The following is a 26349-nucleotide window of genomic DNA, read 5'->3' as shown; positions in this document are numbered from 1 at the left end:
CGATCGTCGCGCGTTTTCCCGCCGCTCTTTGGCGCTCGGCTATCACGGCGCGCGGTGGCGATACTGCCGACCTCGTGGCGGGCGTGCCCGCGCGGAGTGTGAGACGCGTCGGAGCGGCCTCTCAGGTGGGGATTGGCGGGTGAACCGATCGTAAAATTCTCCCCAAAAGTGTCTATCGCCTTGTGCGAAAACCAAGAATAGGAATGACAGTGGTTTGTCACCCAAACACAACAGAACCTGTGAACCCCGCAGGGCGCCCCTCCGCGCCGCGCTTGCCGCCGCCGCAACCGTGCTGGCACTCATCCTGGCCGGGACCGGCCTATCCGCCACGGCGATCGCGGCCCCCGCAAACAGCGCCTCTGCCGCGTCGACGTGGGACCAGGTCAAGAGCGAATTTCACGCACTGACGTACGTGGACGTGGTGAGGGCCAGCAAGCCCCGAATTCGCGCGCTGGACCCGATCAACGCCCGCATCGCGTTGCGAAAGGAACTGGGCAAAGAACCCACGGAGGCGCAGGTAGAGGCCCGCGTCTACGAAAAGTACATGGCGCAGCTAAACCTGGCCGACTCCTTTTCCCGCCTAAAGGCCGGGCTCGATACCCAGATGCCCCGACTGATCGGCATCGCCCAGCCGCGCGGAATCGACGCCACCTTCCTGCGGAACAACAAGTCCACGGTCCTGTTGGGACTGACCTACCTGAACCACTACTACGGCTTCAACCTGGCCGGCAAGAGCGCGCTGGAGCGCATGCTGGACGGCCCCCACGCCGCCAGCATCATCAACGTCGCCAACAGCATCGGCACCGCAGGCTACGAATGGCTGCGCGGCTACCAATCCGCCGCGGCCTACAAGCGGTTCCTCGCGGCCATGACCGGGGCGGCCTCCATCAGCGCCTTCGTCGAGGGGCAGCTCACCCAGCACGCCCCCGGTCTCTCCCCCAACGACTGGCTGAAGCAGACCTCAAAGGCCGTCATCGTAGACAAGGCCCCCACCCCGCTGTGGGCGAAGTACGCCGGCGACCCGAACCTCGACGACCACCTGCTGGTGCTGCTGGCCCTGTCCGGCCCCAGCGTCTACGTCGGCAACATTACCGAGACGCTCTCCTACGGCCTGACCTCCACCTACGGCGGCCCCTCCGCCCAGTTCGACGCCACCCTGGAGCGAGCCCTGACCGAGCAGAGTGCGTTCTGGGCCTTTTGGGAGCGGATGAGCACCACCAAGAACGACTACCGCAACACCGCCCACGTGGTCTCCTACGACACCCTGAAGCGGGCCCCCTCCACCGGCAACACGGCGTCCAAGCGCTGGTCGCCCGAGTACGGGGAGGCCACCGACCCCGGGGTGCGGGAGTTCATCGTCCCCCTCAACAAGTACAAGCCCTTCACCTCCGCCTCCGGCGTGGCAGAGGGCACCGACATCCGCTACTGGCTCTCAGAGGCCCTCACCCGCGAGGGCGTCAACACCTACACCCACGAGCTCACCCACATCTACGACCAGATCGTGTGGTTCAACGGCCTGAAGCGGCGGGCCGACGTGGGCCACGAGACCTACGCGCGCGGCCTGTACGAGACCGAGGACAACACCCCTGGGACCTCCCAGTACGCGCCGTTCTTCAACCTGAACACCGCCTACGAGCTGGGCGCCAACCGACTGCAAAACGCCAGCCCGCGCCGGTTCTCGAGTCCCGCCGACGTCAAGGACTACATGCGGGGCGCGATGGATGTTCTCTACTCGCTCGACGCGATGGAGGCACTGGCCGCGCTCAAGCTAGACGCCGCCGGCAAGGCCGCAGCGTTCAACAAGATCGTCCAGGTGGCCGATCCCGGGCACACCACCACGGTGGACTCCTTCCAGCGCCTGCCCCAGGCGGAGGCCGCTGCGATCACCACGCTGGACCAGGTGGTGGATGCCGGGCTGGTTTCCGGGCGCATGATGCCAAAGGGGCTGGAGGTTTTCACCACCGTCCCCCACAACGAGTACGTGGTGGCGCCGTTGTTCGAGCCCATCTACGCCGGGCAACAGACCGACGCCGGAGCGGTTGGCGGCATCTCCTTCCGGCGCTACGCCCACGAGCTCCTGGCGGAGTACGGCTGGCAGGACGGTCTGATCGGCTACGTGTCAAACAAGTACCCGAACGACGCTGCCGCCCTGGCCGCCATCATGCCCGAGCACGGCGGCAACATGGCCACCTTCAAGAAGGCGATGTTCCAGCGCCGCGTGAACAAGTTCGCTGACATGAAGCCCGCCGCCGGCTTCAACACGGCCGCCGAGATGCAGGCGGCCATGGACGCTGCGGTGCGCGCCGACGTGGCCAGGATCCAGGCGGGCAACTCCCCGGACCTGAACAAGGGGCTGGCCGGTGGCGGCACCGAAGTGCACGCGCTCAAGGAGCGCATCTTCCGCGCCTACCTGCTCTCCACCGACGACTTCCGCACCTCTATCTACGCCCAGCGCGCCGGTTCCTTCACCGCCAGCGCCGACCTCACCTTGCTCGACGAGGCCAGCGGTAACCCCACTCCCCTCGGCGAGCGCGCCTTCCAGGTAAAGGTGGTGCCCTCCCCCGCCAACGACGCGGCGGGCTACGCGGGCGTGCCCACCCAGCCGGTCGCGTTCGCCAACGGCAGGGCCGGGCTGGGCACCTGGAGCTTCACCAAGGCCGGGACCTACACCTTCACCTACACCCAGGTGCGCGGGACCAACCCTAAGGTCCGGTACGACGAGACCGCGTTCACCCAAACGATCACGGTAGCGCCCGACCCCGCCAACGCCGATCTCTTCACCGTCACCTCCGTGCTGAAGACCGGCGAGCGGGTGGTGGACTCGGTGAGGTTTACCAACCTGCTCAAGCGCCCGGTGATCATCGAGGAGCGTTCCACCCGCACCGAGAAGATCCCGATTGAGGACGAGATCGTGGAGGACCCCACCGTCCTGTCCACCGAGCCCGACGAGGTCATCCGCCCGGGCCGCGAAGGCGAGCGCACCATCGTCACCCTGCAGCGCTTCCGGGACGGCGAGCCCCTTGGGGAGCCCGAGGTAATCTCGACCACCATCACCATCCAGATGGAAACCCGCCAGATCAGGCGCGGCACCAAGCCGCCGGTGACGGTCACGCCGACGCCGACGCCTACCCCGACCCCGAAGAATCAGGCGCCGGCGGTGACGGTCAGCCCGGAACGCCTCGAGGTGTTCCAGGGGGCTCCCTTCGAGGCCGCCGTGACGGCGGTGGACGCCGACGGGAGCGTGGCTGCCGGGCCGCGCCTCGCTGCCGACGCCCCCGGCTGGGCGCGCGTGGTCGGCACCAAGATCAGCGGCGTGGTGCCGCTGCAACAGGGCGTCGGCGCGGTCACGGTGAGCGTGGAGGCCGTGGACAATGACGGCGCGACCGGCACTGCGGCCCTCACCTTGGTGGTGAAGAAGAACCACGCTCCACTGATCGAGGTGGCCGACGCTGCCGTTGCGGCCGGAGCGAGCATCCAGCTACCCGTCCGCGTGAGCGACCCCGATGGCCACAGCGCCCAGGTTCGCCTGACCGGTGCCACCCACGGCCTCAGCCTGGACGCCCAGAACCGCATCGTCGGGACGGCGCCTGCAGGTGGGAAGGTAATCAGCCTCACCCTGCTGGCCGTCGACGAGTTCGGCATGAGCGCCACTAAGACGGTCACCATCACCGTGAAGGCGGCCGCCCCCAGCTCCTCCCCGATGCCGACAGTGCAGCCGAGCGCGACGGCGGCTCCCGGTGCCTCCGCGACGCCGACGCACCTGCCGCAGCCCGGCCCCAAGGTTGTTCAGCGCTTCGCCGGCACCAACCGCGTCGACACCGCGCTTAAGGCGTGGGTTGGCGGGGACTTCACCGGCAGGTCGGTGGTCATGGCCAATGCCTTGAGCTTTGCCGATGCCGTTGCTGCGGGGCCGCTGGCCGGAGCGTTGGAAGCCCCCGTGGTCCTGACGAACGGTAAGACGCTGGAACCCGCCATCTTGACGGCAATGAAGGAGAAGGGCATCGACCACGTGGTCCTGGCGGGTGGCACCGCAGTGATCTCGGCGCAGATCGAAGCGAGCCTGCGCGCCAATGGGATCAGCGTGCAGCGGCTTGGTGGTACGAACCGATACGCCACGGCAGTGTCCCTGGCCACCGAAACCGCCAAGCTGGTGCAGGTGGAGAAGGTGATGGTTGCCGACGGCACCAACTTCGCCGACGGCCTCACCTCGGGCGCCGTGGCCAAGCCCGCCAAGGCGGTGGTGATCTACTCCCAGAGCAGGATCCTGCCGGTCCAGTCCCGCACCTACCTGAACGCAAACGTCGGTAAGAAGCTCTTCGGGATCGGCGGTAGCGCGGTGGCCGCGTTGGACTCCGCAGGATGGACCGCTGGCTCCAAGTCCACTGCCGTCGTCGGTGCCGATCGCTACGCCACGGCCGTAGCCATCGCGAATACCTTCGCACCTACCGCCACGGAATTCGTGTTCGCCACGGGCAAGGACTTCGCCGACGCCCTTTCCGGAGCCGCCCTCGCATCGCGGCGCGGCGGCGTGCTGATGCTCACCACGACCTCGGGATTGCCGACCTCGGTGAACTCCTACGTGCGGGCACGTTCTCCGCAGCGAATCGCGATCATGGGCGGCACCAACTCGGTGTCCATGACCGTTGAGCGCACGCTCCGCGCGATGATCCGCTAGCCGGATAGCAGAAAGGGGCGGTGGTCAATCCGTTTCATTGGATTGACCACCGCCCCTTCTCCATTCCTACTCGGCCCCGCCCGCCTTCCGGGAATCGAGTGCACGGCTCCAAAGCCACAAGCCCACGTCCGGACCACCCGCTCTTCACACGTAAAGGTGGGGGCGCTGGTGGGTGCTGGCAGCCTGCCCCCGCTGCGTACAAGCGTGCGGTCGGGGTACATGCGACCGGCCGGCGCGATCGCTCCGTGCCTTAGCATCGCCGGGTTGCGCGCAGCCACCAACCGGGGCCTTGCGCAAACGATTGCGCCTTTGTCGTAGTCATTAAGCCGTTGTTGCAGCTCTTACAGCGTTGGGCGACCTATTGCACCTTTAGACGGCCCCGTAGCGCCACAAGAGGTGCAAGAAAGCTAAGAGCGCTACAGCAGGGACTGAAGCGGAACCACAAGGGCTCAACCGTTTGCGCAATGCCCGCCCGGCCGCTGCGCCGGTCCCCCAAGTCAACTCGACGTTTGGACCTTCACCTCGACGTTTGGACCTTCACCTCGACGTTTGGACCTTCACCTCGACGTTTGGGCTGGTCTTTCGTCGAGTTGAGGCATCGAACGTCGAGTTGGGGTTTCGAACGTCGAGTTTCACGCTCCGGGTGCGGTGGCTCTGGCTGGCTTAGTTAATGACGAGCCCCCGTCAACTAGACGTTTGCCACTTCGTCTCGACGTTGGGTTCGTCAACTAGACGTTTGGACCTTCACCTCGACGTTTGGGCTGGTCTTTCGTCGAGTTGAGGCATCGAACGTCGAGTTGGGGTTTCGAACGTCGAGTTTCACGCTCCGGGTGCGGTGGCTCTGGCTGGCTTAGTTAATGACGAGCCCCCGTCAACTAGACGTTTGCCACTTCGTCTCGACGTTGGGTTCGTCAACTAGACGGTTGGCCCTTCGCCTCGACGTTTGCCCCTTCGTCTCGACGTTTGGGCCGGGTTTTCGTCGAGTTGAAGCTTCGAACGTCTAGTTCGGGTTTCGAACGTCGAGTTTCACGCTCCGGGTGGAGTGGCCCTGTCTGGGTCATTTAAAGACGCGCTCCCGGCTTGGTGGGCCAGTCCCCCAGTCAACCAGACGTTGGGCACTTCAACTCGACATTCAGCCCTTCAACTCGACGTTTGGCCCTGGTTTTCGTCGAGTTGAAGCTTCGAACGTCTAGTTGGGGTGTCGAACGTCGAGTTTCACGTTCCGAGTCGGGTGGTCTTGGCTGGCTTGGTTGATGACGCGCTCCCGGCTTGGTGCGCGGGTCCCCCAGTCAACTAGACGTTTGCCCCTTCGTCTCGACGTTTGGGTCTTCGGCTCGACGTTTGGCCCTGGTTTTCGTCGTGTTGGGGTTTCGAGCGTCGAGTTTCACGTTCCGGGTGTGGTGGGTGTGGCTGGTTTTGTCACTTGAGTCGTGCGTCTTTAGTGACGCAGGGGGTTGGGTGTTTGTGGGTGTGGGGACGGCCCCCGTTGCTGCGGTTTGGTTCGCGCTACGGGGGCCGTTGTGTTGTGGTTGGTGGCGGCGGTGTCCTACTCTCCCACACCCTGGCGGGTGCAGTACCATTGGCGCTGGCAGGCTTAGCTTCCGGGTTCGGTATGGGGCCGGGCGTTTCCCTGCTGCTGTGACCGCCGCACGTGTTTTAACCCTTGGTGGGTTTGTAACCGTATAGGGGGTGTGAGCGTGTGGTGTTGTGTTCGGGTTTGTTGTTTCGTGTGTTGTTTGTGTGTTTGTAGTTGTTTGGTCGATTAGTACCAGTCAGCTTCACGTGTTACCACGCTTCCACGTCTGGCCTATCTACCCCGTGGTCTGCGGGGGACCTTCAACACTTGTGTGTTTGGAGACCTGGTCTTGAAGCAGGCTTCCCGCTTAGATGCTTTCAGCGGTTATCCTTTCCGAACGTGGCTAACCAGCGGTGCACCTGGCGGTACAACTGGCACACTAGAGGTTCGTCCGTCCCGGTCCTCTCGTACTAGGGACAGGTCTTCTCAAGTTTCCTACGCGCGCAGCGGATAGGGACCGAACTGTCTCACGACGTTCTGAACCCAGCTCGCGTACCGCTTTAATGGGCGAACAGCCCAACCCTTGGGACCTACTCCAGCCCCAGGATGCGACGAGCCGACATCGAGGTGCCAAACCATGCCGTCGATATGAACTCTTGGGCAAGATCAGCCTGTTATCCCCGGGGTACCTTTTATCCGTTGAGCGACACCCCTTCCACAAGGTGGTGCCGGATCACTAGTTCCTACTTTCGTACCTGTTTGACTTGTCAGTCTCACAGTCAAGCTCCCTTGTGCACTTACACTCGACATCTGGTTGCCGACCAGATTGAGGGAACCTTTGAGCGCCTCCGTTACTTTTTGGGAGGCAACCGCCCCAGTTAAACTACCCACCAGGCACTGTCCCTGGTCCGGATTACGGACCGAGGTTAGATGACCGCTTCAACCAGAGTGGTATTTCAACAATGACTCCGCCAACACTGGCGTGTTGGTTTCATAGTCTCCCACCTATCCTACACAAGCTGAAGCGGGCACCAATACCAAGCTATAGTAAAGGTCCCGGGGTCTTTCCGTCCTGCTGCGCGTAACGAGCATCTTTACTCGTAGTGCAATTTCGCCGAGTTCATGGTTGAGACAGTAGAGAAGTCGTTACGCCATTCGTGCAGGTCGGAACTTACCCGACAAGGAATTTCGCTACCTTAGGATGGTTATAGTTACCACCGCCGTTTACTGGGGCTTGGATTCAAAGCTTCACCCGAGGGTTGACCTTTCCTCTTAACCTTCCAGCACCGGGCAGGCGTCAGTCCGTATACATCGTTTTGCAACTTCGCACGGACCTGTGTTTTTGGTAAACAGTCGCTTCTCCCTATTCTCTGCGACCTTTCGCGCTAGCCCGCGAGGGGCTTCACGTTCCAGGTCCCCCTTCTCCCGAAGTTACGGGGGCATTTTGCCGAGTTCCTTAACCATGATTATCTCGTCGCCTTAGTATTTTCTACTTGACCACCTGTGTCGGTTTGGGGTACGGGCGGCTAGTCCCTCGCGTCGAGGCTTTTCTTGGCAGTATAGGATCACCCTGCTTCCCCACGAGTGTGGGTCACCATCACACCTCACCCTGGTGTTACCCGGATTTGCCTGGGTAACGGGCTGCGTGTTTAGACGGGCCATGCCATAAGACCCGCGGTGGCTACCTTTCTGCGTCACCCCTGTTAATACGCTTGGCTACTACTGGTATCGGTCCCACGAGCCCGCCCCAACCACACCCGAAGGTGTGGATGGCTTGGGTTGGTGGTTAGTACTACCAGGCTCACCATGGACGGTCCTTCGCCGGTACCAGAATATCAACTGGTTGTCCATCGACTACGCCTGTCGGCCTCGCCTTAGGTCCCGACTTACCCAGGGCGGATGATCCTGGCCCTGGAACCCTTGGTCAATCGGCGCTAGGGATTCTCACCCTAGTTTCGCTACTCATGCCTGCATTCTCACTCCCACGCAGTCCACCCATCCTTCCAGATGAGCTTCACCCCACGTGGGACGCTCCCCTACCCAACAACACCCCTGCACACCCAACCAGCTCGAAAGCTTTAGGTGTGTGGGTTTTGTGTTGTTGCCACGGCTTCGGCGGTGTGCTTGAGCCCCGCTACATTGTCGGCGCGGAATCACTTGACCAGTGAGCTATTACGCACTCTTTCAAGGGTGGCTGCTTCTAAGCCAACCTCCTGGTTGTCACTGCAACTCCACATCCTTTCCCACTGAGCACACGCTTAGGGGCCTTAGCCGGTGATCTGGGCTGTTTCCCTCTCGACTACGAAGCTTATCCCCCGCAGTCTCACTGCCGCGCTAACATTACTGGCATTCGGAGTTTGGTTGACCTCAGTAACCTTGTAGGGCCCATCAGCCATCCAGTAGCTCTACCTCCAGCAAGCAACACGCGACGCTGCACCTAAATGCATTTCGGGGAGAACCAGCTATCACGGAGTTTGATTGGCCTTTCACCCCTACCCACAGTTCATCCCCTCCATTTTCAACTGAAGTGGGTTCGGTCCTCCACACGCTCTTACACGTGCTTCAACCTGACCATGGGTAGATCACTCCGCTTCGGGTCTACGGCATGCGACTCAAGCGCCCTATTCAGACTCGCTTTCGCTACGGCTTCCCCACCCGGGTTAACCTCGCCACATACCAGTAACTCGCAGGCTCATTCTTCAAAAGGCACGCAGTCACCCCAACAAAAGAGGGCTCCTACGGTTTGTAAGCATCCGGTTTCAGGTACTATTTCACTCCCCTCACGGGGTACTTTTCACCATTCCCTCACGGTACTGATCCGCTATCGGTCACTAGGTAGTATTCAGGCTTAGCAAGTGGTCTTGCCAGATTCACACGGGATTTCACGGGCCCCGTCCTACTCGGGAACACGCACCGAACACAAGCAATGATCGTTTCAGTTACCGGGCTCTCACCGTCTACGGCTGGCTTTCCCAAACCATTCACCTACAACCACGCTTGGAACCACTGGCCGGCAGACCAGACACGCACGCGTCCCACAACCCCACATCCGCAACCCCTGCCGGGTATCACACGAACATGGTTTAGCCATCATCCGCTTTCGCTCGCCACTACTCACGGAATATCTTTTCCTGCGGGTACTGAGATGTTTCACTTCCCCGCGTTCCCCCCACACGCCCTATATATTCAAGCGCGGGTAACCAGACATGACTCTGGCCAGGTTTCCCCATTCGGACACCCTCGGATCAAAGCTCGTTTGTCAACTCCCCGAGGCCTATCGCGGACTACCACGTCCTTCATCGGCTCCTAGTGCCAAGGCATCCACCGAATGCTCTTAGAAACTACAAACAAAACACTAATACAGAAAACAATAAACCATGAACACAACACTACGTATCATGCTCACACCCACTATACAGTTACAAACCAACCAACCAACAAACCACCAAACCAAACCAAAAAAACCCAAGGCCTGCTCAGCAGCAAGTAGTCAAAACACCCAAACCACAAGTGTGGCCTGGAAACCCAATAGCATGCGGCCTGTTCTCCACTACACCAACCCCGAACCCAGCCCCGGGAACCCAAAAGCCCCAAGGACCAAGCAGACACGAGGAAAGTGTGTCTAGTGTCTTTTCCACTAAAAGCAACCCACCAAGCCCCCCAGAAGCCAGACACAACACGCGCCTGAAACAAACAACCAGGAAACCCACAAACACCAAACCAACACACAAAAACGCGTCCCAGCCCGGCAGGTGGAAAAAGTTGCTCCTTAGAAAGGAGGTGATCCAGCCGCACCTTCCGGTACGGCTACCTTGTTACGACTTCGTCCCAATCGCCAGTCCCACCTTCGACCACTCCCCCCAAACGGTTAGGCCATGGGCTTCGGGTGTTACCAACTTTCGTGACGTGACGGGCGGTGTGTACAAGGCCCGAGAACGTATTCACCGCAGCGTTGCTGATCTGCGATTACTAGCGACTCCGACTTCATGGGGTCGAGTTGCAGACCCCAATCCGAACTGAGACCAGCTTTAAGGGATTCGCTCAACCTTACGATATCGCAACCCTCTGTACTGGCCATTGTAGCATGCGTGAAGCCCAAGACATAAGGGGCATGATGATTTGACGTCATCCCCACCTTCCTCCGAGTTAACCCCGGCAGTCTCTCACGAGTCCCCACCATAACGTGCTGGCAACATGAGACAAGGGTTGCGCTCGTTGCGGGACTTAACCCAACATCTCACGACACGAGCTGACGACAACCATGCACCACCTGTACACCCCCAACTAAATGCGCCCACATCTCTGCAGACTCTGGATGTATGTCAAGCCTTGGTAAGGTTCTTCGCGTTGCATCGAATTAATCCGCATGCTCCGCCGCTTGTGCGGGCCCCCGTCAATTCCTTTGAGTTTTAGCCTTGCGACCGTACTCCCCAGGCGGGGCACTTAATGCGTTAGCTACGGCGCAGGAACCATGGAAACAGCCCCCACACCTAGTGCCCAACGTTTACGGCATGGACTACCAGGGTATCTAATCCTGTTCGCTCCCCATGCTTTCGCTCCTCAGCGTCAGTAACGGCCCAGAGACCCGCCTTCGCCACCGGTGTTCCTCCTGATATCTGCGCATTCCACCGCTACACCAGGAATTCCAGTCTCCCCTACCGCACTCAAGCCTGCCCGTACCCACCGCAAGCCCACAGTTAAGCTGTGGGTTTTCACGACAGACGCGACAAACCGCCTACGAGCTCTTTACGCCCAATAATTCCGGACAACGCTTGCGCCCTACGTATTACCGCGGCTGCTGGCACGTAGTTAGCCGGCGCTTCTTCTGTAAGTAAAGTCAACCCAAACAAAAGCCTAGGCCTGCGTCCTTACTGAAAGAGGTTTACAACCCGAAGGCCGTCATCCCTCACGCGGCGTCGCTGCATCAGGCTTTCGCCCATTGTGCAATATTCCCCACTGCTGCCTCCCGTAGGAGTCTGGGCCGTATCTCAGTCCCAGTGTGACCGGTCACCCTCTCAGGCCGGCTACCCGTCAAAGCCTTGGTAGGCCATCACCCCACCAACAAGCTGATAGGCCGCGAGCCCATCCCCCACCAGAAAAACCTTTCCACACACAACCATGCGATCATGCGTGAATATTCAGTATTAGCAACCATTTCTGGTCGTTATCCCAAAGAAGGGGGCAGGTTACTCACGTGTTACTCACCCGTTCGCCACTCTCACCAAACAAGCAAGCTCGCTTGGATCCCGTTCGACTTGCATGTGTTAAGCACGCCGCCAGCGTTCGTCCTGAGCCAGGATCAAACTCTCCAACAAAAACCAAAACCAACCAACCCACAAACAGGCCAGCCAGCCAAAGCCCCTGCCAGAAACCCTGACAAAAACAACACCCAACCAAAAAGGCCAGGCAAACAAAACAGACCAACCAAAACAGTCAGCCCAAAAAACAAACACTAAACAAAAAACAAACCACACACTATTGAGTTCCCAAACAACACCCACACCCACCAGAACACCAGCCCCAAACAGAACCAGCACCCCAACGGAATGGCCTTCCTGTTCCGGGCAAAGCTGTCCACAGCCTTGCTAGAACTTGGAAGAGGTGGCCGCCTTGGCGCTTTCCGCGCTCTCGGCAACGGGGAATAACTTACACGCACCCAACCCCCCTTCGTCAAATCGTTTCGAGGTGAGCTGAGGCACACGCACCCGTTTCGCCCGGGATTCCAACGAAAACTCGCCGGAAACGACCGGTGGGGGCGGCGGGAATCTTCCCGCCGCCCCCACCGCAGTGCTCTGGCTGCACCCCCGGTCACCGGTCCTCCCCCGCCCTCGAGGGGCCGGGTGGTTCCACCCGCCGGGAGGCCCGCGCCGTCGCGGAGACCGACTAGGCGCCCACTACCTTGACCACGGCCAGGTTGCGCCGGCCCTTGCGGACCAGGATGAGCCCACCGGGCAGCACGTCGTCCGTGGTCAGCACGCGCTCGTCGTCGGCCACCTTCTCGTTGTTGATGTAGGCCCCGCCCTGGGCGATGGTCTTGCGTGCGGCGTTGCGGCCCTTTTCCTGACCGGTGGCCACCAGCGCGTCGACGATGGTGGCCTCGCCCAGCTCCAGCTCGCCCACCTCCAGGCCGGCGATCGCCTCCAGCAGCGTGGCCGGGGAAACCGCGCGCAGGTCGCCGCCGCCCCACAGCGCCGCCGTGGCTGCCTCGGCATCGGCCAGCGCCTGGGCGCCGTGCACCAGTTCGGTGACCGCGCGCGCCAGGGCCCGCTGCGCCTCGCGCGCCTTGGGGCGCTGCGCAGTCGCCTCCGCCAGTTCCTCGATCTCCTCGCGGGACAGGAAGGTAAAGACCTTCAAGAAGCGCACCACGTCGGCGTCGTCCGCGCCCAGCCAGAACTGGTAGAAGGCATACGGGCTGAGCAGCTCGGGGTCCAGCCAGACGGCCCCGCCCTCGGACTTGCCGAACTTGGTGCCGTCGGCCTTGGTGATCAGCGGGGTGGTCAGGCAGTGCACGCTAGCGCCCTCGGCCTTGCGCACCAGCTCGACGCCGCCCAGCAGGTTGCCCCACTGGTCGTTGCCGCCGGTCTGGAGGGTGACGCCGTGGCGGCGGTAGAGCTCCAGGAAGTCGTTGGCCTGCAGCAGCTGGTAGGAGAACTCGGTGAAGGAGATGCCCTCGTCGCTGGCCAGGCGCCGCGCCACCGTGTCCTTGGCGATCATGGTGCCCAGGCGGAAGTACTTGCCGAGGTCGCGCAGCAGGGAGATGGCGCTCATCGGCGCGGTCCAGTCGTAGTTGTTGACCATGACTGCGGCGTTGTCTCCCTCGAAGGAGAGGAAGCGGGCGATCTGCTCGCGCAGCGCCTGCGCCCACTGGGCCACCACGTCGGCCTCGTTCAGGGTGCGCTCGCCGCTCATGCGCGGGTCGCCGATGAGGCCGGTGGCTCCGCCCACCAGGGCGATCGGCTTGTGGCCGGCGTTTTGCAGGTGGCGCATGACGATGAGCTGGACCAGGTGCCCGTGGTGGAGCGACTTTGCGGTGGGGTCATAGCCGGTATAGAACGTGATCGGCCCTGCGGACAGCGCCTCGCGCAGCGCGTCCAAGTCGGTGTGCTGCTGCAGCAGTCCACGCCACTGGAGTTCATCCAGGATGTCGCTCACGTCTATTCCTTTACGTTGTGTTTGCGCGCGCCTTTTGGCGCACCGCCCCGATTCTACGCGGCCCGGGCTGGACGACGTTCCTCCCGCCCAGTCGCGGCCGGCACCGCACCGCGCCCGGCCACTGCGCCGCCGCAGCAGCAGTCGCAGCCGCAAAGGGCTTGGCGCGCCGGGCAGGGCCCGACGCGCCAAGACACCGATGTTCGCTGCCCTGAGCTACTGCCCTTCGACGGCGGTGCGGAACCAGCCGGTGATGGAGGTGGGGTGCGTGATGGCCGTGCCGACCACGACGGCCCAGGCTCCGGCTGCCATCACCTCGGCCGCCTGGGCGGGGGTGTGGACGCGGCCCTCGCAGATGACCGGGTGGTCGGGGAACTCGGCCACCGCCTGGCGCAGCAGCTCCAGGTCGGGTCCGGCGGTCTTGGGCCGCTCGCCGGTGTAGCCGGCCAGGGTGGTGGAGAGGATGTCCGCCCCGGCCTGCGCGGCCATTCGGATGTCCTCGATGGAACCGCAGTCGGCCATCACCAGCACGGAGTCGGCGTGTAGCGCCTCCACCACCTGCGCGAAGGTCAGCCCGTCGGGGCGGGGGCGGCGCGTGGCGTCGATGGCCACGATGTCGCTGCCGGCCCAGGAGCACGAGCGGGCGTGGCGCAGCGTCGGGGTGATGTAGACGCCCTCGTCGCCCTCCTTCCACAGGCCGATCACGGGCACCTTGACCTGGCCCTTGATAGCGGAGATGTCTGCCAGGCCCTGGCAGCGGATGGCCGCCGCTCCCCCGCGCTCGGCGGCCAGGGCCATCTGCGCCATGGTCTCCGGGTGGCGCAGCGGCTCACCGGGGTATGCCTGGCAGGAGACGATCAGCTTGCCCCGCAGGGCCTGGATCATCGGGTGCATGGTTTCCTCCATTGCGTCTGTTTAGCCAAAGTCTTGCCGCTATCGGGTGGGTCCGAGCGGTCAGTCGAGCAGGCCGGTGGCAACCGCCGCCCCGAGCAGCGGGGCCTTGCCGCCCAGCTCGCCGCGCACCAGCGGGGTGCCCGCCACGGGGTCCATTGCTTGGTCCTTCCACCCGGCCTCGACGGCGTTCCACCACGTGCGCCCGGAGTTGACCACCGAGCCGGACAGGACGATCACGCCGGGATCCAGGATGTTTGCCAGGCTGCCCAGGCTCTCCCCGGTGGCGCGCCCGGCGGTCCGCACCACCTGGAGCGCCACAGCGTCGCCGGCCTCGGCCAGGTCGTCCACCTCCCGCCCGGTCGCCTCGCGCCCGCTCAGGCGGGCGTACTCTGCGGCGATGCCGCTGCCGGAGGCGATGGGTTCCAGGTGTCCCTGGCGGCCGCAGGAGCAGTCTCGCCCGGCGGCCAGCGCGTGGTGCACGTGCCCGATGTGGCCGGCAACGTTGTGGGCGCCCACCTGCACCGTGCTTCCCTCTACCAGGGCGCCGCCGATACCGGTGCCGAGACCCATGACCAGGGTGGAGGGGTAACCGCGCCCGGCCCCGAAGACGTGCTCGCCCAGGGCGTGGGCGCCCACGTCGCCGATCACGGTCACGGGCAGGCCGGTGGCCTCGCGCAGGGCGCGCCCCAGTTCGGTGCCGCCCCAGCCGGGCATGGTGCCGGTGGCGGAGGTGATGGTGCCGGTGGCGGTGTCCACCACGCCGGCGCTGCCGACGCCGATGGCCACTACCTCGCCGCCCCCGGGCAGGCCCAGTGCCGCCTCCAGTTGGGAGAGCGCCAACGCCACCACCCGGGCCAGCACTGCGGCGCCGCCCTCCATGGCCTGCGTGGCGACCTCCGCCTTGGCCAGCACCTGCGGCGCTCCGCTACCGGTGGACGACGTTCCGCCGGCCGCCCCGCCGGCCGCGCCGCCATCCCCCTCGAGCGGGATGAGGGCGGAGGCGATCTTGGTGCCCCCGATGTCCATCGCCAGTACGTATCGCATCTTCCTCACGCCTCCCGGGCCGCTAACACGTCGTATGCGCGGCGGGCCGCGCTCAGGCGGCGCTCCACGTCCCACTCGGCGCGGGCTTGAATCTTGGCCCCCACGTAGGCGGGGGCCTGCTCGCCCCAGGCCGCCGCGCAGCGCAGCACCTCGGCGTCGTCAAGCAGGCTGGTGGGCTCGTCGGCCGCCAGCGGCAGGTGCAGGTCCTCCCAGGACTTGCCGTAGTAGTTCTCCGCCTCGCCTGCACCGGAGAACATCACGCCGCGCAGCAGGCCCCGCCTTGCGGCTGCGGCGATGTGCTCAGCCACCACCGCGCCGCTGCGCGCCTCGATGGCCGAGCGGCCCCAGTTCATGGACACTCCCGTGCCGGCCGCAGCCGCCGCGTCCAGCTCCGCAGAGATCGGCAGGAATCCCTTCTGGGGCGGCTGCCCGGCCACGAAGCGGTCGCAGTGCTCGATCACCGGGCTCGCCCCGCACCAGTCCCAGCCGCTCAGCTCCTCCAGGGAGGCGGCCAGGGCGGCAGCGTCGGCCACCTGGCGCGGCGCGGAGTGCAGGTGCACCCACCGGGCGGCCGCGAAACCGGTCGCGTCGCACAGGCGGGCAAGCCCGTCACGCAGCTCGGCGACGTCGGCAAGGGCGCGCTTGCGCCCCTCTTGGTCAGGGGATGCCAGCCCCCGCACGGGATCGGCGCCCATGCGCACCATCGTCCCCGGGATCGCGGTGATCACCGTGGAGTCAAAGCGCGCGGGCAGGTACTTCGCCAGCCAGCCGGTGTTCTCAGCGAGGTCGCCCGGCCAGGGAATCTCCAGCCCGCAGACCCAGTCCTGGGCGGCCAGGGCCTCGTACCACGGCTCGCGGGGCGCAGGCTCGGCGGCGTAGGCGCCAACCACGTACGGGGGCAGCATCTTCTAGTCCTCCAGCAGGCCGGCGCGGCGCAGCACGCCCGCCACGGCCTCCACGTTCGCGCCCTCCATGGTGGTGGCGGGCTCCGGCATGCGGTTGGTCTCAAAGACTCCCAGCAGCTGCAGCGCGGTCTTGAACGCACCCACGCCGGCGGAGAAACCGGCCAGGCCGCTCGTGACGAACACGATGTCCATCAGCTCGGTCAGGCGGTCCTGCTCTGCGGCCACCGTGGCCCAGTCTCCGGCCTGGTAGGCCTCCCACTGGCGCACGTAACCGGCCGGGTCCACGTTGGCCAGGCCCGGCACCGCGCCGTGGGCGCCACCCAGGTAGGCGCCGTCCACGACCATCTCGTGGCCGGTCAGCAGCGCCAACGGCTCGCCAGCCTCGCGGTTGGCCAGCAGCAGGCGACGGAAGGAAACGTCGTCACCGGAGGAGTCCTTCACACCCTGGATCGTGCCGTCCTTGGCCAGCTGCATCTGCAGGTCCACGCTCAGCTTGGTGTGCACGCACACCGGGATGTCGTAGGCGTAAACCGGCACGTCCACCGCCTGAGCCAGCAGCTCGAAGTGGCGACGCACCTGGGCCTCGCCGCCCAGCGCGTAGAACGGGGCCGTGGCCACCACACCGTCGGCGCCGTGAGCCACCGCGCGGCGGGCGTGCTCGATCACGCGCTCGGTCTGCATGTCGATCACGCCGACGATCACCGGCACGCGCTTGGCCGTGGTCTCCACGGCCGCGTCCACGATCTCGTCACGGCGCGCGTCCGAGGAGAAGACGACCTCACCGGAGGAGCCCAGCACGAACAGGCCGTGCACGCCGGCGGCCAGCATGCGCTCGATGTTGCGGTCGAAGGAGGGACGGTCGAAATTGCCGGCGGCGTCCAGTGCGGTAACTACCGGGGGGACAACACCCTTAATGGTCATGGTTTGCCCTTTCTTTGCTTAGTTCTTAGCGGGGTGGAGCAGGGAGGGGGCCGCACCGAGCAGCGTGCGGGTGTAGGCGTTGGTGGGGTTCTCCAGCACCTGCTGGGCGGGTCCCTCCTCCACGATCCGTCCCTTGTTCATGACGACGATCCGGTCCGAGACGTAGCGGACGGTCTGGATGTCGTGACTGATGAAAACCATCGCCAAACCGAGCTGGGACTTCAGGTCCGTCAGCAGGTTGAGGATCTGGGCGCGCACGGACACGTCCAGCGCCGAGGTCGGCTCGTCAGCGATGATCACGTCCGGGTTCAGGGACAGCGCGCGGGCGATAGCCACGCGCTGGCGCTGACCACCGGAGAGCTGGCCCGGCAGGGCGCTCAGCGAGGAGTCCGGCAGACCGACCATGGCGATCAGCTCGCGGACGCGGGCGTGCCGCTCGGCGGGGGTGCCGATCTTGTGCACCAGCAGCGGGTCCATCAGCTGGTCCTTGACCGTCATGCGGGCGTTCAGCGCCGTCGCCGGCGACTGGAACACCACGGAGACCACGCGGCCCATGCGGCGGCGGTCCTCCGGCGTGCGCTTGGTGACCTCCTCGCCCTTGAAGAACACCTGCCCGGAGGTGGGGGCCTGCAGGCCGCACATCACGTTCGCGGTGGTCGACTTGCCGCAGCCGGACTCGCCCACGATGCCGATGGTCTCCCCCGGCATCAGCGACAGGGAGATCCCGTCAACGGCGTGAACCATGTTCGGCAGGAAGATCGAACCGGTACGAGAGCGGAAGGAAACGTGGACCTTACGCAGCTCGATGATCGGAGTAGTAGCCATTTTCAGCGCCCTTCCATCTCGATGTCCTGGCCGTGGGCGGCCTCGGGCAGCAGCGTGCTTCCGGACTTGTCGGTGGCAACCGCGAAGTAGTGCTCCTTGCCAGCCACCTTGGCGCGCAGCGGCGGGACGTCCAAACCGAAGTCCGGGTGGGACGAGCGCGGGGCGAATCGGTCACCGACGGGGAAGTCCTTGGGGGACGGGACCGTGCCGGGCACCTGGTGCAGGCGGCCCGAGCCCGACTCGATGGAGAGCACCGAGCCCAGCAGGCCACGCGTGTACTCGTGAATCGGGTTGGACAGCAGCTCAGAGGTCGGGGCCTGCTCCACCACCTGACCGGCGTACATAACGGTCACCGAGTGAGCCACCTCTGCCACCAGGGCCAGGTCGTGGCTGACGAAGATCATCGCGAAGCCCAGCTGGTCGCGCAGCTTGTTCAGCAGGTCGATCACCTGCTTCTGCACGGTCACGTCCAGGGCCGTGGTGGGCTCGTCAGCGATCACCAGCTTCGGGTCACGCGTCAGGGCCATGGCGATCAGCACGCGCTGGCGCTGACCACCGGAGAGCTCGTGCGGGTAGGACTCGAGCGTGCGCTTCGGGTCCAGGCCCACCAGCTCCAGCAGCTCCTCCGCAGAGCGGGTGCCGCCACGGCTGGTCAGCTGCTTCATCTGGGTGCGGATCAGCATGGAGGGGTTCAGGGAGGACAGGGCGTCCTGGTAGACCATCGCCATCTCGTGGCCCAGCAGGGACTGGCGCTCCTTGACGGACATCTTCAGCAGGTCGCGGCCCTCGTAGAGCACCTCGCCGGTGATCTGCGCGCGCGGGTCGATCAATCCCATGATGGTCAGGGAGGTGATGGACTTACCGCAGCCGGACTCACCCACCAGACCCATGGTCTCGCCCGGGCGGACCGCGAAGTTGACGTGGTCAACCACGTTCACGTCGCCGTGGCGCGGGAACTTGATGCACAGGTCTCGCACCTCCAGCAGCGGCGCGGCCGTGCTGGTGGGAACGAAGCGGTCGTTGCGCTGCGTCTCCACGCTCTTGAGCGCGTCCAGGCGGGCCTGCAGGGTCTCGCGCTGGGCGGCGTAGGAGGCAACGGGGTCGATCAGCAGGCGGTCGGCCTCGCGCTCGGCGTCCGAGCGCGGGGTGTCGGCCACCGCGCCCTGCGGGGCGGCCACCATCGCGTCGGTGATGCCCTCGGACAGGATGTTCAGGCACAGCACCGTCAGCATGATGGCAATGCCGGGGAACAGGGCCTGCCACCACTCGCCGCGCAGCACGCCGGCCTGCGCACCGGAGAGGATGTTGCCCCAGGTGGCGATCGGCTCTTGCAGGCCGGCGCCGATGAAGGTCAGCGAGGCCTCCAGGATGATCGCGTCCGCGACCAGCACGGTGGCGAACACCAGGACCGGGGCGGCCGTGTTGCGGGCCACGTGCTTGACCAGGATCCACGGGGCGCGGGCGCCCGAGACGATGACGGCGTTGACGTAGTCCTCGCCGTAGGCGGCCATGACGTTGGCGCGCACGATGCGGCTGAGCTGCGGCACGTAAACGGCCGCGATCGCCACGATGATGATGAAGACCGAGCCGGTCGGGTTCTCCGGGTCGCGCAGCACCAGCACCAGCACGGCGGCCAGGGCGATGCCGGGGATGGACATGACGATGTCCAGCACGCGCATGATCGTCTCGGAGATGGACTTGCGGGCCACGGCGGCCACGGAGCCGATCACGGCGCCCAGAGCCAGGGCGATGCCGGTGGCCAGCAGACCAACGGCCAGGGAGTAGCGGCCACCGTAGAGCAGCCGGGAGAAGACGTCGCGACCCAGGTGGTCGGTGCCGAAGTAGAACTCCGAGTTCGGGGCGATGCCCTTAACGGCGATGTACTCGGGGTTGTGGGTGGCCAACACCGGGGCAAAGATTGCCGTCAGCGCGATGAAGACCAAGAAGATCAGGGAGGCACGTGCCCCCAGGGTCATGGCCGAGAAACGCGAGACGCGTACTCCGGGGCGCTCTAGCGCAGCGGTGAGCTTCTTTCGCATGATCACACCGACCTAATCCGCGGGTTGATGAGGACGTAGAGCAAGTCCACGATGATGTTGATGACAATGAAGGAGATGGCAACCACCAGCGTTGCTCCCTGCACCACGGTCACCCAGTTCTGCTGAATGCCGTCGATCAGAACGCGGCCCATTCCCTTCAGGTTGAAGATGATCTCGATGACCACCGCGCCACCCATCAGGTAGCCGACGCGCAGGCCGAGCACGGTGACCGGGGTGATGAGCGCGTTGCGTAGCACGTTGCGGCCGATCACGATGTGCTTGGGGATGCCCGCGCCGAGCGCGGTGCGAACGTAGTCGCGGTCCAGCTCCTCCACCATCGAGGTGCGCACCACGCGGGTGAGCTGACCGATCACGGGCACCGCCAGCGCGAGTGCGGGCAGCAGCATGCGCAGGAACCAGCCGCTCGGGTCCGTAGAGAACTCGGGGGTGACGCCGGAGACGGGCAGCGTGCCCAGGAAGACCAGGACCAGGAGGATGGCCAGCCAGAAGGACGGGGTGGCGATGCAGGCCACGGAGATGAGGCGAATGATCTGGTCGGCGGCCTTGCCCCGGTAGATGGCGGCGATGATGCCGAGCGGGAAGGCGACGACCACGGCCAGGATCAGGCCCAGGAAGGTCAGCTGCATGGTGACGGGCAGGGCGGAGAAGACCTTGTCGGAGACCGACAGGTTGGCCTGCCCGTACACGCCCAGGTCGCCGTGCAGCATGTTCCAGATGTAGTTACCGAACTGGATGAACCACGGGTCGTTGAGGCCGTGCTGCTCGCGGTAGGCGTTGATCTGCTCAGTGGAGGCGGTCTCTCCCAGGGCCGCGTAGGCGGGGTCGATCGGGGAGAGAGACATGATTACGAAGACCAGGAAGGAAACGCCCAGCACCATCACGGGTAGTACGGCCAGGCGCCTGCCGATCAGGCGGAGAAGGATGTTCACGGTGACTTTGCTCCTTTAGCGATACGTTCGAAGGAACGCGAAAGGAGGGGCGGAACGGTGTCCCGCCCCTCCTTTCGGATGAGTTAGGCGTTAGGCCAACTCAGTGTCACTACTTGACCGTGGCGCCCAGGAGGCTAAGGCCGGTGGTGCCGATCGGGGTGAAGCCGTCGATCTTGGCACTGTTGTAGGCGGTGATGATGTTGCGGTGGAACAGCGGGTAGAGCGGCACCTCGCGGGAGATGTAGTCCTGCGCCTCGTCCCACTTCTTCTGCTGCTCGGCGCCCTCGAGGGTGACGGCCTCGTCGATGATGGCCTTCAGGCCCTCGAACTTGGCCTTGTCGCCCTTGGCCCAGAAGGTGCGGTAGTCGGTCCACTTGCCGGGGCCGTACCACCAGTTCATCAGCAGGGCCGGGTCCTTACCGAACACGGACGGGTCACCGGGGGCAACCGCGATGTCGAAGGTGGCGTTGTCGATGTCCAGGTTGTCCTTGTACAGGGCGGAGGAAGCCATGGACTGCAGGTTGACCTTGACGCCGACGGCCTCCAGGTCGTTCTTGATCTGCGGGGCCAGGTTGGCGATCCAGGTGTGGTCGGTGGTGAGCATGGTGATGCTCAGGTCCTTCACGCCGGCCTCGGCCAGGAGGGTCTTGGCCTTCTCCGGGTCGTAGTTGTACTGGACCTCGGCCTTCTTGTAGTTCGGGTGGTCCTCGGGCAGGAAGGAGGTGGCGGCCTTGGCCTCACCGCTCATGTTGTTGGAGATGAGCTTGTCGACGTCGATGGCGTACAGGAAGGCCTGGCGCACGCGGGCGTCGGTGAAGGGGGCCTTGGCGTTGTTGAACAGCACGAAGGGCAGGTTGAAGCCGGCGACCTTCTCGACCTTCCAGCCGGCGGCCTCGAGCAGGGCGATGTTCTCGGCCGGCACGGACTCCATCACGTCGATGGAACCGTCCTGGGCGGCGGTGGTGCGGGCGGTGTCGTCCTTCAGGACGCTCCACTTCAGGCGGTCGGTGGTGGCCGGACGCGGGCCGTTGTAGTGCTCGTTCTTGACGGCGGTCAGCTCGGACTCGGTGATGGCCTCGTACTTGTAGGGGCCGGAGCCAATCGGCATCTTGGTCATGTCGTCCTCGGTGGAGGCGGCGGGCACGACCTTGACCACGGCCAGGCGCTCCTTGACCAGGGTGAAGGGGTTCTTCAGCTTGATGGAGACGGTCTTTTCGTCCTTGGCGTCAACGGTGTCGACGAAGTCTAGGAAGCCCGCGTAGAGGTTGCCCTCGGCGGTGGAGCGCTTGAAGGACTCCACCACGTCGGCGGAGGTGACATCGGAGCCGTCGGAGAACTTGGCGCCGTCACGCAGGGTGACCTCGTACTCGGTGTCGGAGACCTTGGTGGGGTCGCCGGCGGCCAGGGCGGCGTAGATCTCGCCGGTGGCCATGTTGGTCTCGTACAGGCCCTCGACAACGTGCCAGTTGGAGCCCATTGCGAGAGCAGAGGTGGTGTTGGAGGGGTTGTAGTTGGTGGTCTCGTAAGCGACACCAGCGGTGATCACGCTCTCCGCACCCGCCGGCTTGGCTTCGTCGGTCTTGCCGCCACAGGCGGACAGGAGCATGGCCGCGGCGGCGCTCATGGCTGCGAAAGCGACCCACTTCTTGGGACGGTTCTGCATAGCTTCTCCTCATCGTTGAGTAGGCTCGTGGCATCAGGTGATGCCGAAGTAGAATGAATCATATGTTGTCTGACAAGCTGGAATCACGCGATCCGGGTACCGTTGCCAAACTGTTATCGCAACTGGCGATTCGAGACTCAAAGCCCGTTGAAACGCTCAACAGATCACAAGCGACGATGGATGCCATCAAGGCCTACATCCTGCGCGAGCAGCTCAAGTCGGGCGATCCCCTGCCCACCGAGGCCGCGTTGGGCGCCATGCTCGGCGTCTCGCGTTCCTCCGTCCGCGAGGCCCTGCGCAAGCTGGAGGCGCTGGACATAGTGAGCGTCAAGCAGGGCTCCGGCTCATTCGTCGGCAACATGTCGCTGGGCCCGATGGTGGAGACGCAGGTGCTGCGCGCCGCGCTGTCTTCCACGGACAGCCACGACTTCCTGCAGGAGGTGGTGCGCGCCCGCCGCGCCCTGGATCGCGGCCTGGCCCCCGAGGTGGTGCGCGCCCACCACGACCGCCCCGACCCGCTCCTGGCGGACCTGGTGCGGCACATGGGCGACCTCTCCCGGGCCGGCCAGCGCTTCATGGAGGATGACATCGCCTTCCACCGCCGCCTGCTCGCCCCGCTCAACAGCCCCCTGATCGAGCAGACCTACTCCGCGTTCTGGCTGGTGCACATGTCCATCGTGCCCAGCCTGGGCCCGGGCATCGAGGACGGCCTGCGCCGCACCGCCAACGCCCACGGGCGCATGCTCAGCGCCGCGCTGGTGGGGGACGTGGACGAGTACCTCGAGGCCGTGGACAACCACTACCAGCCGCTGCTGGAGATCCTGGAGCAGCAGTAGCTCCGGCCCGGTTTGTCCGACGTCCCGCCCGCCGCCCCCATCCCCAGGCCGCCGCGCGCAGCGACCAGAACGCGAAAGCGGCGCGGGTGGAGCGTCGTCCATCGCGTCCCGGCAGCAAAGCGGGCGCGTAGGGTGGGGCCAGGCGCACAGGTTAGGAGCAGCATCGATGGGACAGGCCGCGTGGGAGTTCACGGGCGTCTTTCGCTCCTACCAGCACCGCATCCTTGACCGCGCCCAGGCCCTCTTGGCCGACCACAAGCTGCACGTGGTGGCCGCCCCCGGTTCCGGCAAGACCATCCTGGGCCTGGAGCTGGCCGGGCGGCTGGGCGCGCCCACGCTAGTGCTCTCCCCCTCCCTTGCGATCAGGGACCAGTGGGTGCAGCGCCTGCGGGATAACTTCCGTTCCCCCGTTGGCGCCCCCGGGCACGACGCGCCGCTGCCCGCCGCCTCGGTGAGCCTGCGCTCCCCTGCGTTCCTGACCTCGACCACCTACCAGAGCCTGTTTGCGGCCTACAGTCGCGGCCTGGATGGTGAGACCGGGGAATCGTTCCAAGACGCGGACCTGGCGGCGCTCCTGGCGGGCGTTACCACGGTGGTGCTGGACGAGGCCCACCACCTGCGTACCGCCTGGCACCGCGCCCTGGTGGCGTTCCTGGCGCAGCTGCGTGCCCTCAACCCCGGCCTGGCGGTCATCGCCCTGACCGCCACCCCGCCCTACGACTCCACCCCGGCCGAGTGGCAGCGCTACGAGGACTTGTGCGGGCCCATCGACGCGGAGATATCCGTGCCGGAGCTGATCCACAGCGGCGACCTGGCGCCGCATCAGGACTACGTGCTGGTAAACGAGCCCACGGCAGCCGAGGTGGCTCAGCTCTCCGCCCTGCGCGGGCGCACCGCCGCGGTCCTGGCCGATTTAGCCCGACCACGGCCGGAGGGGCCGGCGCCGCTGGCCCTGCTGGAGCGCTCCCCGCTGTTCGTTGCCCCCGCGGAGCACGTGGACGAGTGCCTGGACGACGAGGTGGGTGCGGTGGGGTGGCTCCACCTCTGCCGGCGCTACGGGATCACTCCCCCGCCCGTGCTCACCCACCTGCTGGACGTGGGCGGGCTGGAGGCGAGCGCGGAGGACGGCCTGCAGTTCGTGCTCACCCACCCGCGTCTCTTTGGGGAGGAGTTCGTGGGGGCCGTGCGCGCCCTGCTCGCCGCCCACCACCTGCTGGATGCCAAGGGCGTGATAAACCGCTCCGATCTGGCGGCAAACCGGCTGCTGCTGAACTCCGTGGGCAAGCTGGATTCGATCGCCCAGATCGCGCTGGCGGAGGCCCGGCACCTGGGCGCAGACCTGCGGCTGCTGGTGCTGGCCGACCACATCCGCTCCGACTCCCTGCCCCTGGTGGGCGGCACGGAGCCGCTGGTGCGCCTGGGCGTGGTGCCCGCCTTCGAGGCCATCCGCCGTTGCCTGACTGCGGCCGGATTGCTCCCGTCCGGGTTGCCCGACGTCCCGCCGGCGCCTGCACAGAGCCTTGCCCTGCTGAGCGGCAGCTGCGTGGTGGTGCCCACCGGGCTCGGCCCGGCCCTGCGCGAGCTGGCCGGGCCCGAGTCCGTCGGTCTCACCCTCACCCCGCTGCCCGCCTGCCCGAACTACGCCACGGCCACCTTCGCCGGCGGCTCGAAGGCCGCAGTGCGGGTGCTCACCGAGGCCTTCGCGCGCGGGCTGGTGACGGTGCTGGTGGGCACCGCCGCCCTGCTGGGCGAGGGCTGGGACTGCCCCCAGCTCAACACCCTGGTGCTGGCCAGCACCGTCAAGGCCACGATGATGACCAACCAGATGCGCGGCCGCGCTATCCGCATCGACCCCAGCGCGCCGGGCAAGGTGGCAAACATCTGGCACCTGGCCACTGCGGACGCCGACGATCTGCTCAGCTCGGGAGGCCAGCGCGTCGAGTTCGCCCAGTCGCACGACGTGCGTAAGCTGGCGCGCCGCTTCGACACCTTCGTGGGCCCGCACGCCACGCAGCCGCGCGTAGAGAGCGGCGTGCTGCGCTGCGCCGGCAGCCCGGAGCTGTGGCACAAGCACCGGGCCACCGCCTTGAACGCGGACAACCTGGCCCGCGCGGCGCACCGGGCAGTCACGCGCGAGCTCTGGCGCGGGGCGATCGATCGCCACGACGTCAACTCCCCCACCGGACTGGATCTCTCCCTAGAGGTGGAGGCTGCGGTTCGGCCCACCCGGGTGGTATCCGCCCTGGACCTCCTTTTCGCGGCCGTGGAGGCAGTGGCGCTCGGCATGGCCTATCAGCTCTCCCACTCCGTGCGGGCCGGGGTCGTGCATTCCGTTGTGCTCGTCGCTGCCCTGGCCGTGCTCCTGGTGCTGGCCGTGGTGTGGTCGGTGCGCCTGGTGGTGCGCAGGCGTTTCCTGGACCCCCGGCGCCGCACGCTGGCTCAGGCGGACGCGCTACTGCAGGCCCTGCGCCACGCCGGCGCGGTGACCTCGGATGCGGCCAGGGTGCGCGTCAGCCCGGTCGGCGCCGACTACGAGCTGACGGTCCACCTCAGCGGCGCATCCCTGCGCGAGCAGGAGGTCTTTGCCGGGGCCGTGGCGGAGCTGTTCGCGCCCGTGCGCACCGCCCGCTACCTGCTGGTTCCGGCCCACTCCACCCTGCTGCTCGGCCCGGTGCTGGTGCAAAACGTTCCCTCGGTGCTGGCCGCGCGGCGCGAGAACGTGGATCTCTTCCTCACCGAGCTGGCCCGGCGCGGGTTGAGGATGCGCGCCCACTACACGCGAAACGAGCAGGGTCGCGTCCTGCTCACCCGGGCGCGCAGGGCGGCCGCCGTCAACCTGGCCGCCAGCCTCACCCGCACCAAGCGGGTGCTCACCGCCGACCGGCTCTAGGCGGCTCCCGCGCCGGACAGCAATGCGGGCCGCGAGGGTTGC

The 26349-nt window shown here is 65.5% G+C and carries 12 protein-coding genes and 3 rRNA genes; 3 read left to right on the top strand and 12 right to left on the bottom strand.

The window, feature by feature from the left end; all coding sequences use genetic code 11:
• Nucleotides 1–289 precede the first annotated feature (289 nt).
• Nucleotides 290–4675 carry a ZmpA/ZmpB/ZmpC family metallo-endopeptidase gene (locus ABYF38_RS08980; protein ID WP_371152041.1) on the top strand — a complete coding sequence of 1462 codons (4386 nt, stop codon included), beginning with the start codon at nt 290–292 and terminating at the stop codon, nt 4673–4675.
• Nucleotides 4676–6208: 1533 nt separating this feature from the next.
• Here the strand turns inward: ABYF38_RS08980 and rrf are convergent.
• From rrf to ABYF38_RS08920, 12 genes are all read right to left on the bottom strand, one after another.
• Nucleotides 6209–6325 (bottom strand): 5S ribosomal RNA (rrf, locus tag ABYF38_RS08975).
• 91 nt (nt 6326–6416) lie between these two features.
• A 23S ribosomal RNA gene (locus ABYF38_RS08970) occupies nt 6417–9539 on the bottom strand.
• Between the two features lie 425 nt (nt 9540–9964).
• Nucleotides 9965–11506: ribosomal RNA gene (locus tag ABYF38_RS08965) — 16S ribosomal RNA — on the bottom strand.
• The 16S, 23S and 5S rRNA genes sit together here, the layout of an rRNA operon.
• Nucleotides 11507–12074: 568 nt before the next feature.
• Nucleotides 12075–13343 (bottom strand): tyrosine--tRNA ligase, encoded by a 1269-nt coding sequence (gene tyrS, locus ABYF38_RS08960; protein WP_371152040.1) that lies wholly within the window; start codon nt 13341–13343, stop codon nt 12075–12077.
• 213 nt (nt 13344–13556) lie between these two features.
• The gene (locus tag ABYF38_RS08955; protein ID WP_371153026.1) at nt 13557–14234 is read right to left on the bottom strand and encodes an N-acetylmannosamine-6-phosphate 2-epimerase; all 678 of its coding nucleotides are present in this window, start codon (nt 14232–14234) and stop codon (nt 13557–13559) included.
• A gap of 60 nt (nt 14235–14294) precedes the next feature.
• Nucleotides 14295–15278, bottom strand: a complete 984-nt coding sequence (locus tag ABYF38_RS08950; RefSeq protein ID WP_371152039.1) for an ROK family protein — start codon at nt 15276–15278, stop codon at nt 14295–14297.
• A gap of 5 nt (nt 15279–15283) precedes the next feature.
• Nucleotides 15284–16183: a DUF4862 family protein gene (locus ABYF38_RS08945; protein ID WP_371152038.1), complete on the bottom strand. Its 900-nt coding sequence runs from the start codon at nt 16181–16183 to the stop codon at nt 15284–15286.
• A 3-nt stretch (nt 16184–16186) separates the two neighbouring features.
• Nucleotides 16187–17104: a dihydrodipicolinate synthase family protein gene (locus tag ABYF38_RS08940; RefSeq protein WP_371152037.1), complete on the bottom strand. Its 918-nt coding sequence runs from the start codon at nt 17102–17104 to the stop codon at nt 16187–16189.
• A gap of 18 nt (nt 17105–17122) precedes the next feature.
• Nucleotides 17123–17929 (bottom strand): ABC transporter ATP-binding protein, encoded by an 807-nt coding sequence (locus ABYF38_RS08935; protein ID WP_371152036.1) that lies wholly within the window; start codon nt 17927–17929, stop codon nt 17123–17125.
• A gap of 2 nt (nt 17930–17931) precedes the next feature.
• Entirely contained in the window at nt 17932–19968 is a 2037-nt protein-coding gene (locus ABYF38_RS08930; RefSeq protein ID WP_371152035.1) for a dipeptide/oligopeptide/nickel ABC transporter permease/ATP-binding protein, read from the bottom strand.
• A gap of 2 nt (nt 19969–19970) precedes the next feature.
• Nucleotides 19971–20918, bottom strand: coding sequence for an ABC transporter permease (locus tag ABYF38_RS08925; RefSeq protein ID WP_371152034.1), 948 nt, complete (start codon nt 20916–20918; stop codon nt 19971–19973).
• Nucleotides 20919–21027: 109 nt separating this feature from the next.
• Nucleotides 21028–22581 (bottom strand): ABC transporter substrate-binding protein, encoded by a 1554-nt coding sequence (locus ABYF38_RS08920; RefSeq protein WP_371152033.1) that lies wholly within the window; start codon nt 22579–22581, stop codon nt 21028–21030.
• Nucleotides 22582–22757: 176 nt separating this feature from the next.
• Between ABYF38_RS08920 and ABYF38_RS08915 the strand changes: the two genes are divergently transcribed.
• Together ABYF38_RS08915 and ABYF38_RS08910 are read left to right on the top strand one after the other, a co-directional pair.
• Entirely contained in the window at nt 22758–23417 is a 660-nt protein-coding gene (locus ABYF38_RS08915; protein ID WP_371152032.1) for a FadR/GntR family transcriptional regulator, read from the top strand.
• A 166-nt stretch (nt 23418–23583) separates the two neighbouring features.
• Nucleotides 23584–26307 (top strand): DEAD/DEAH box helicase family protein, encoded by a 2724-nt coding sequence (locus ABYF38_RS08910; RefSeq protein ID WP_371152031.1) that lies wholly within the window; start codon nt 23584–23586, stop codon nt 26305–26307.
• Nucleotides 26308–26349: the final 42 nt, after the last annotated feature.

Origin of the sequence: Buchananella sp. 14KM1171, from assembly GCF_041380365.1 — a bacterium.
Taxonomy (GTDB): Bacteria; Actinomycetota; Actinomycetes; order Actinomycetales; family Actinomycetaceae; genus Buchananella; species Buchananella felis.
This window is presented reverse-complemented; position numbering and strand designations above follow the sequence as displayed.